This is a genomic window from Caballeronia humi (genome assembly GCF_001544475.1).
Classification (GTDB): domain Bacteria; phylum Pseudomonadota; class Gammaproteobacteria; order Burkholderiales; family Burkholderiaceae; genus Caballeronia; species Caballeronia humi.
The window spans coordinates 1-521 of sequence record NZ_FCNW02000265.1 but is presented as its reverse complement, the minus strand read 5'-3'; the positions used below and the strand labels follow the sequence as shown (position 1 = coordinate 521).

Genomic DNA, 521 nt, shown 5'->3' with positions numbered 1-521 from the left:
CGCAGTGAGGAAGTTCCGGCAGTCATGTCCGGAAGTGCACCTCGATCTCGTCGAGGTGCTTTCTGAGTACCAGCCTGAGCAATTGCGCGAAGGTCGGATCGATCTAGGCATTGCGCGCTTCCTCGGCCCGATCGTGAAAAGTGCAGACCTGACCTACACGGTGATGCTCGACGAGCCGTCCGTTGCGGTCATCCCGATCGGGCATTCACTGGCAAAGCAAAAGTCCGTGTCGGCTGTGGAGCTTTCCCAGCTCCCCTTCATCCTGTATCCGAAAGATCCTCGTAGCCCGTTCGGGCTTCAGATGCTCACAGCGATTCAGTCCGCGGGAGCCCAGCCGCTCGTCGGTTACGAAGCAATTGAAATCCACACGGCGCTGGCGCTCGTAGGCGCAGGTCTCGGCACCACGCTTGTCGGACGATCCATTGCAAGAAACAATCGTCGGGATGTGAAGTTCGTTCCGGTCCGGGATTTTGAGCTCACGAGTACGCTGGTTATGATCACGCGCAACGGCGACGAAAACA

The 521-nt window shown here is 58.2% G+C and carries 1 protein-coding gene; it reads left to right on the top strand.

Features of this window, described 5'->3' with window-relative positions; translation table 11 throughout:
• Positions 1–34: 34 nt before the first annotated feature.
• A partial coding sequence (locus tag AWB65_RS35345; protein WP_235008149.1) for a LysR family substrate-binding domain-containing protein occupies positions 35–521 on the top strand: 487 nt, incomplete at its 3' end.